The organism is Tamlana crocina, from assembly GCF_012037625.1.
In genome coordinates, this window is record NZ_JAAVJS010000175.1 from 1 (window position 1) to 494 (window position 494).

Below are 494 nucleotides of genomic sequence, written 5' to 3' on the forward strand. Positions count from 1 at the left end.
CCGCCTCTTGATCGCATGTATACTTCATATTTGTTAAGAAAAGCTGGAGTAATATTCTTGAAGGTTAGATTTTTAGATCCATTAAATTTTAGGATTGATTTAGAAGCCTCCCGATTTATTCTGGCATTTCCCATTCTTCCTGCCTGTGTCATTTCTTCAACAATCTCATTCCAAAATGTAAAGACGTTATTTTGTACAGGATTTGAAATCTCTCTATAGTTTTTCTCAAAATCCTCTAAAGTGAAATCGTCGCTTTTAATCTTTAAATTTCCAAGGATTTCCAACGCGCGATCTTGGAATTTAATTAAGAGTCTATTGTTTTGAAGGTAATTATTATTTCGCTTGGTAAACTTTCCTGTTGCGGAATTCCACTCATCTTCGGTGGCGTTAAAAATAGTTTTGAAGTATTTTGATTTGCGGTCTTTCGTAACCCTAAGGCAGACGGGAAACTCTCCACTTGAAAGCCTTTTTTGCCGTAAAACTGTTTTAACGTT

Annotated in this window: 1 protein-coding gene and 1 pseudogene; both read right to left on the minus strand. The window is 35.2% G+C overall.

The window, feature by feature from the left end; translation table 11 throughout:
- Positions 1-284, minus strand: a 284-nt coding sequence (locus HC176_RS20075; RefSeq protein ID WP_245234928.1) for a phage integrase SAM-like domain-containing protein, incomplete at its 3' end; no start/stop codon positions are given.
- 3 nt (positions 285-287) lie between these two features.
- Positions 288-494, minus strand: a pseudogene (locus tag HC176_RS20080) (Arm DNA-binding domain-containing protein); the annotation flags it as partial.